General features: G+C 61.1%; 6 protein-coding genes. 2 read left to right on the forward strand and 4 right to left on the reverse strand.

All coding sequences use genetic code 11. The features are described 5' to 3' along the window. The 4 genes from QT222_RS08815 to cheB all read right to left on the reverse strand — a co-directional run. The coding region (locus tag QT222_RS08815; protein WP_491476953.1) for a CheF family chemotaxis protein at positions 1–140 on the reverse strand (140 nt) is incomplete at its 3' end. A gap of 3 nt (positions 141–143) precedes the next feature. Further along, the gene (locus QT222_RS08820; RefSeq protein ID WP_004572445.1) at positions 144–983 is read right to left on the reverse strand and encodes a CheR family methyltransferase; all 840 of its coding nucleotides are present in this window, start codon (positions 981–983) and stop codon (positions 144–146) included. Next, the gene (locus QT222_RS08825; protein ID WP_491476951.1) at positions 983–3,253 is read right to left on the reverse strand and encodes a chemotaxis protein CheW; all 2,271 of its coding nucleotides are present in this window, start codon (positions 3,251–3,253) and stop codon (positions 983–985) included. Before QT222_RS08825 ends, QT222_RS08820 begins: the two co-directional genes overlap by 1 nt. A 2-nt stretch (positions 3,254–3,255) precedes the next feature. Beyond that, positions 3,256–4,356 carry a chemotaxis-specific protein-glutamate methyltransferase CheB gene (cheB, locus tag QT222_RS08830; RefSeq protein ID WP_179955331.1) on the reverse strand — a complete coding sequence of 367 codons (1,101 nt, stop codon included), beginning with the start codon at positions 4,354–4,356 and terminating at the stop codon, positions 3,256–3,258. Between the two features lie 250 nt (positions 4,357–4,606). Between cheB and QT222_RS08835 the strand changes: the two genes are divergently transcribed. Next, on the forward strand, positions 4,607–5,077 hold the full coding sequence (locus QT222_RS08835; RefSeq protein WP_004572442.1) for a chemotaxis protein CheW: 471 nt from the start codon (positions 4,607–4,609) through the stop codon (positions 5,075–5,077). 275 nt (positions 5,078–5,352) lie between these two features. Further along, positions 5,353–6,675: uracil-xanthine permease family protein (locus QT222_RS08840; RefSeq protein ID WP_491476952.1), on the forward strand; the 1,323-nt coding region annotated here is incomplete at its 3' end.

Genomic DNA, 6,675 nt, shown 5'->3' on the forward strand with positions numbered 1-6,675 from the left:
GTACCAGCGAGAACGAGTCGCTTGTTCGAAAGGAGGATTCGACCGCTCGTCCAGTCAACGTCGTGCATCTCCCGGCCGTTTTTGATAACCTGGAGGAAGCGCCCGCGGGTGTCTCCAAGTTTTTGTTCACCGGGCTTCATATCTTACCTCTGTGCCGCTGCGTCGCTCGCGCGGTAGATACGGAGTCGCTTCTCGACGGGGTCGAACTGTTGTCTGCACGTCGGAGGGATTGTTTCTGTCATTCCAATAGTGAGGTAGCCGTCCGGCTTGAGCGCCGACCCGAGCGTCTCGAACACGGCACGCTTTGACTCGGCGTTGATGTAGATAAACAGGTTTCGACAGACGACCAGGTCGAACGTGCCCGGCGGGTCCTCGCGGATGAGGTCGCGTCTGTCGAACCGGACCATGTCGGTAATGGCGTCTTTCACCCGGAAGATGTCGTCGTCGCGCTCGACGAATCGCTCCCACCGGCCGATGGGTTCGAGTTGTTCGGCGACGTCGTTCGTCTCCGAGGCTCGATACTCGCCGTTTCGGGCGGCGCGAAGAATCTCGCGTTTGATGTCCGTGCCGACGATTTCGACACGGCGTTCGTCGATGCGGTCATCGTCGTGTGCGAGCATCGCAAGCGAGTAGGCTTCGCGGCCGTCCGAGCAGGCGGCGCTCCACACTTTGATAGGGTCGTGTCGACTCCCCTTCGAACTGAGGTCGCGGAGCACTTCGCGGAGCGCCTCCCAGACTTCGGGATTTCGGAAAAAGCTCGTCACGTTGACCGAAAGCGCATCGAGAAGCGCCTGCTGTTCGTCTTCGTCTTCGCGCAACAGGGAGTGATACTCCTCGTAGTCCTCGACGCGGCGGCGACGCATCCGTGCGGAGATGCGTCGGTCGAGGTAGGCCTCGTTGTACGAACTCGTCTGGAAGTGAAGCGACTTCTCGACGTACTCCAAGAGGTTGTCGAACGTCGGGTCGTCGGTCGGCGAGGGCATTAGTCCGCCGCCTCCTCAGACGTCCCGGGCAGTTGACTTGGGTCGAACTCGCGCATCGCTTGCTTCCCCGTATCGGGGAGTTCGAGCGTCGATACATCCAGAATCGGGATGACGTTCCCGTCACCGATGACTGCCGTGCCGGACAGGCCATCGACGCCGGAGAGCGGCCCCTGAAGCGGCGTCACGACGACTTCCTCTTGTTTCGTCACGCCGTCACAGTGCAGCGCGACTTGTCTGTCGTCGGGGCGGATGCGAACGACCATGCCGTGTTCCGGGTCGTCTGCGTCGATTTCCAGCGCCTCGCGGAGTCGAATCAACGGGAAAATCGTCTCTTCGTGGACGATGACTTCCGCGCCGTTGACCGTCTGAATCCGGTCGCGGCGGCTGATCTCGTCGATGTACTTAATCGGCACGCCGAACTCGCGGTCTTCGACCTGTACGAACAGGACCTTGATAATCGCGACCGAGACGGGCAGGCGAATCTTGACCGTGCTCCCTTCGCCAGGTTCGCTGTCGACCGAGACCGACCCGTCGAGCGATTCGACGGTAGTCTTCACCACGTCCATCCCGACACCGCGGCCGGAAACGTCCGTAATCTCGTCGTTGGTCGAGAGACCGGGGTGGAAGATGTAGTCGTATATCTCCGAGTCGGGCATTTTGTTCACTTCTTCGCGCGTTTCGACGCCCTCGGCAACGACCTTGTCGCGGACGGCATCGGCGTTGATACCACTCCCGTCGTCTTCGACGGTCACGATAACGGTGTCGTGTTGCCGCTGTGCGGAGAGTTTGACCGTCCCCGTCCGCGACTTGCCGTTTGCTTCGCGCACGTCGGGTTCTTCGATGCCGTGGTCGACGGCGTTCCGAAGGACGTGCATCAGCGGGTCGGAAATCTCGTCGAGGATGGTACGGTCGAGTTCGATGTCCGCACCTTCGACTTTGAACGAGATGCGCTTGTCCTGCTCGCGTGCGAGGTCGCGCACGAGACGCGGGAACTTGTCGAACACCTTCTTCAGCGGGATGAGCCGCATGTCCATGACGGTGTTCTGGAGGTTCGACGAAATCTTGTCCAGTTCGTCGAGCGTATCGAGTGCCGTGTTCTGTTCTTCGTCGATAGCGTTTCGAAGCTTGATTCGACTCGTCACCAGTTGCTCGACGAGTTCGTGGAGTTCGTCGAGTTGGTCGACATCGACGCGAACGGACTTGACGGCCGAAATCGAGCGTGCTTCTTTCTTCTTTCCGTTCTTTCCCTTCGCGTTCCCGTCGCTTTTCTTCTCGCTCTGTTTTTTGTTCTCCTTCGTTTCGCCTTTTTCCTGTTGTTTGCCGCTGTCTTCGTCACTCGACGCTGCGTCGGCATCGGCTTCCGAACCGGCTTCGGAGTCTGCATCTACCGCAGTGGGTTCGTCTGCCGCCTGTCCGGTTTCGTCGGCGTCAGAAGCATCGTCTTCGGGCGACTCGGCTGGCCCAGAGTCGCCGTCGGCATCGCCGGTTTCGCCGCCCTGCGCGTCAGCAGCGTCCGCCTCGTCGTCGAGTGCGTCCGAGACATCGGTCGCCTCGACCGCGGACACTTTCCAGAGTCCCTTGAACTCGGTTTCGACGCTCTCCGCGTCGAGTTCTGCGATGAACAAGTCGAAGCCCTCGCCGAACTCCCCGTCCTCGATGGCGTCTCGCGGTGGGTTCGCTCCGACCACGTCGAGCGATTCGGGGATGCTGCTGAGGAAGATACCCGCGTCGACACCCTTCATCTGGCCCGCATCGAGCTCGATGTGGACGTGCGTGAGCGTTGTCGCGTCGATGGCGTCGATGTCGACACTGTCGGCGGCGAGAGAGTCGAGGTCGACGTCTTCGCGGTCGTCCTCGTCAGGCGCCGCCGGATTCGAGTTTCCCGCGTCACCACCGGTTTCTGCGGCATCGCGAATCTCTTCGACGGTGTCCGCGGGGTCGATAGTCGACTCGCCGTTCTCCTCGATGTCGTGGAGGATTTCGACGATGAGGTCCATCCCGTCGAAGACGAGGTCCATCCGCTCGGGCGTGACTTCGAGTCGCTCGTGTCGAATCTCGTCGAGGAGGTCTTCGACGGCGTGGGCGACTGTCGCGGCGTTGTCGAAGCCCATCGCACCGAAGTTCCCCTTCAGGGTGTGTGCCTGTCGGAAGATGTCGTCGATGGCTTCTGTGTCGTCAGGATTAGACTCCAGCGACAGCAAGGAGTTGTTCAACTGCGTGATGCTCTCTTCGCTTTCGGTGATGAATGCCTGGTAGAGTTCTTCGTCCATGGTCAGGTAGTAAGCCCGCGGAGTGTTTCTTCGGCGATGCGTCCGTCAGGTGCGATGGTGTCGACACACCCGGCCTCGATGGCGCGCTTCGGCATCCCGAAGATTGCAGACGTTTCTTCGTCTTGTGCGACTGTGTGGCCACCTGCTCGACTGATTTGGGTCATTCCCTCGACGCCGTCACGACCCATTCCGGTCAGGAGCACGCCCGCGAGGGGTGTATCGACCGTCTCGGCGGCGGAGGCCATCGTGAGGTCGATAGCCGGTTTGACGCCGTGGAGCGGTTCGTCGTCGGAGAGTTCGAGTTTGAGTTGTCCAGCGCGGTCGCGCGTGACGAGGAGGTGTGACCCACCCGGTGCGATGCGAATCTGTCCGGGACCGATGCGTTCTCCGTCGTCTGCCTCTTGAACCTCGTAGTCACAGCGGGCGTCAAGGCGCGCTGCGAATCGCTCTGTGAAGCCCGCCGGCATGTGCTGGACGACGAGTACACGGAGACCAGCCTCCTTCGGGAGCGCCGCGAGGACGCGCTCGACCACGTTCGGGCCGCCCGTCGACGCGCCGATAACGAGTGTCGTCCCTTCCGTCGGGAGCGACTCGGATTCGACCGAGGGCGACGACGGTGACGCGGTGGCCGCTTGTTGTTTCGTCTCCGTTTTCGGCGGTCGAGACGTTCGTCGGGTCGCAGAGAGGTCCACCGCCGCAGCGGACTGAATCTTCTCGACCAGTTCGCGCTTCACGCGAGGCATCTCGGAGGTGACTTCGCCACCGGGCTTGGTCACGAAGTCGACCGCACCTCTGTCGAGTGCGTCGAATGTCACGTCCGCGTCCTCCTCGGCGTGCGCCGAGAGCATGAGGATGGGCGTCGGACACTCGTCCATGATGGCCTCGACTGCGTCGAGACCGTTCATTTCGGGCATCTCGATGTCCATCGTCACGACGTCTGGTCGATGTTCGTCGACCACTGTAATCGCCTCACGTCCGTTGCTCGCTTCGGCGATAACGTCGACGTCGGCGTCTTCGAGGAGTGTGCGAATGAGTGTCCGCATGAACCGCGAGTCGTCGACGACGACTGCGCGCGTCGGTTCTGCTGCGGAAGCGGAACTCATCGCCCCCACCCAGTGCGGGTACGCCGAGGCGGAACCGGAAGCGTCGATACGGTCCCCTGCCGATGGCTCGGGGAAGTAGTCGTCAGTGTGCCGTTTCGTTGACCGCTCATCTATCTCCGAAGTTCGGAAATCGGATATATAAACGCTCGGCGAGGAGAATCACGGCTGATAATCAGGTACGTACCTTTATACGCTGAATCTGACCACTCTGAAGCAGACAGGGCGGCGCGTGTCGTCGCCGGGGTTCACCATGCGACAAGATGCAATCACGACTGAGATGAACGCGGATGACGTCGAGGAGGACTCCGCGGAAGAAGTACAGGTATTGGAATTTCAACTCGGGCCGGAAACGTACTGCGTCGACATCGAGTACGTGAGTGAAATCGTCGATAAGGGTCAACTCACGGCCGTTCCGAACGCTCCCGACCACGTCGAGGGCGTGATGGACCTCCGTGGTCGAACGACTTCGATTATCAATCCCAAATCGCTCCTCAGTATCGACGAAGAGGGCGAGTCGAAGCGCATCGTCATCTTCGACCCGAACAAGTTCGAAGACGAGGCCGCGACCGGCTGGCTCGTCGACGAAGTGTATCAGGTCGTTCGCATCTCGATGGACGACGTCGAGGACCCGCCGCTTGAAAAGGACGAATCTATCGAGGGCGTCATCAAGCGCGATGGCGACCTTGTCGTCTGGATTTCGCCGGTTCACGCCATCGAGTAGGTCAATTGTACGTTTGAGCAACCGGCTCCCGCTTTCGAGTCGTCTCCTGATTCGGACGACTCATCTCGTTTTGTGACCTGACTGCCAAGAGCGTCTCGACTGGCCCTTCGGCCGAGCCGTCTTGCTATTCGACCGAGCCGCTTTGCTATGTATCACGAAAAACCGATGGAGCCAAGTTACTGCCCCGCATTCGCGCGCGAAAAAGGAGGACATATATATCCGCACTAGTATGCTCGAACAACCATGTACGGGAGCGAACCACCGCATACGGGGGGATGGTCGTGACGGACGACTCCTCTCCCTCCTCGTTTGTGCAGTACGGTATCGACGATAAACCGCCTCTCCCAACCGCTCTCCTTCTCGGCGCCCAACATTATCTCACCATGGTGGGTGCGAACATCGCCGTCCCGCTCATTCTCGCCGGAGCCTTGGGAATGCCAGCAGACGTTATCCCGCGCTTCGTCGGGACGTTCTTCGTCGTCTCCGGTATCGCGACGCTGATGCAGACGACGTTCGGGAACCGCTATCCCATCGTGCAGGGTGCGCCGTTCTCCATGCTCGCACCGGCAATCGCCGTCGTGGGCGTCGCCAAGGCGACAGACCCGTCTGGCGTCGCGTGGCAGAGTGCACTCTTACAACTACAGGGAGCCATCATCGTGGCCGCGTTGGTCGAGGTGCTCGTCGGCTACTTCGGACTGCTCGGACGCCTTCGGAAGTTCATCTCACCGGTGGTCATCGCGCCGACCATCGCGCTCATCGGCCTGTCGCTTTTCAGTGCGCCGCAGGTCACGTCGGCCACCAACAACTGGTGGCTCCTCGGCCTGACGCTCGCGCTCATCGTCCTCTTCTCGCAGTACCTCGACACCGCACACCCGGCGTTCAAGCTGTTTCCGGTGCTCCTCGGCGTCATCGTCTCGTACGTCGTGGCCGCCGCGCTGTCCGTTACGGGCTTCATCGCACCGGGCGCATCGGGCTACGTGAACTTGCAGACGGTCATCGACGCGCCGGCGTTCATGCCCATCTACCCCCTGCAGTGGGGCTTTGCGGGCGGGGCAGGAACGACGACCCTGTCGCTTCCGGTCGTCGGAAGCGTCGCGTTCGGTATCCCACAGTTCTCGACCTCGTTCATCATCGGCATGCTCGCGGGCGTCGCCGCCTCGATGGTTGAGTCCTTCGGTGACTACCACGCGGTCGCGCGTCTCTCCGGCATCGGCGCGCCCTCGGAACGCCGTATCAACCACGGCATCGGCATGGAGGGCATCATGAACGTCTTTTCTGCCCTCATGGGCGGCAGTGGCTCTACTTCCTACTCCGAGAACATCGGTGCAATCGGTCTCACGGGCGTGGCCTCTCGCTACGTCGTGCAGGTCGGCGCTGGCGTGATGCTCGTCATGGGATTCGTCGGCTACTTCGGTCAACTCATCGCGACGATTCCCGACCCCATCGTCGGCGGCCTCTACATCGCCATGTTCGGCCAAATCGTCGCCGTCGGTCTCTCGAACCTGAAGTACGTCGACCTCGATTCCTCGCGGAACGGCTTCGTCATCGGCATCGCCCTCTTTGCGGGGCTGGCTATTCCGGCGTACATGGGTAACGTC

The sequence above is a fragment of the Haloferax sp. s1 genome (assembly GCF_058382125.1).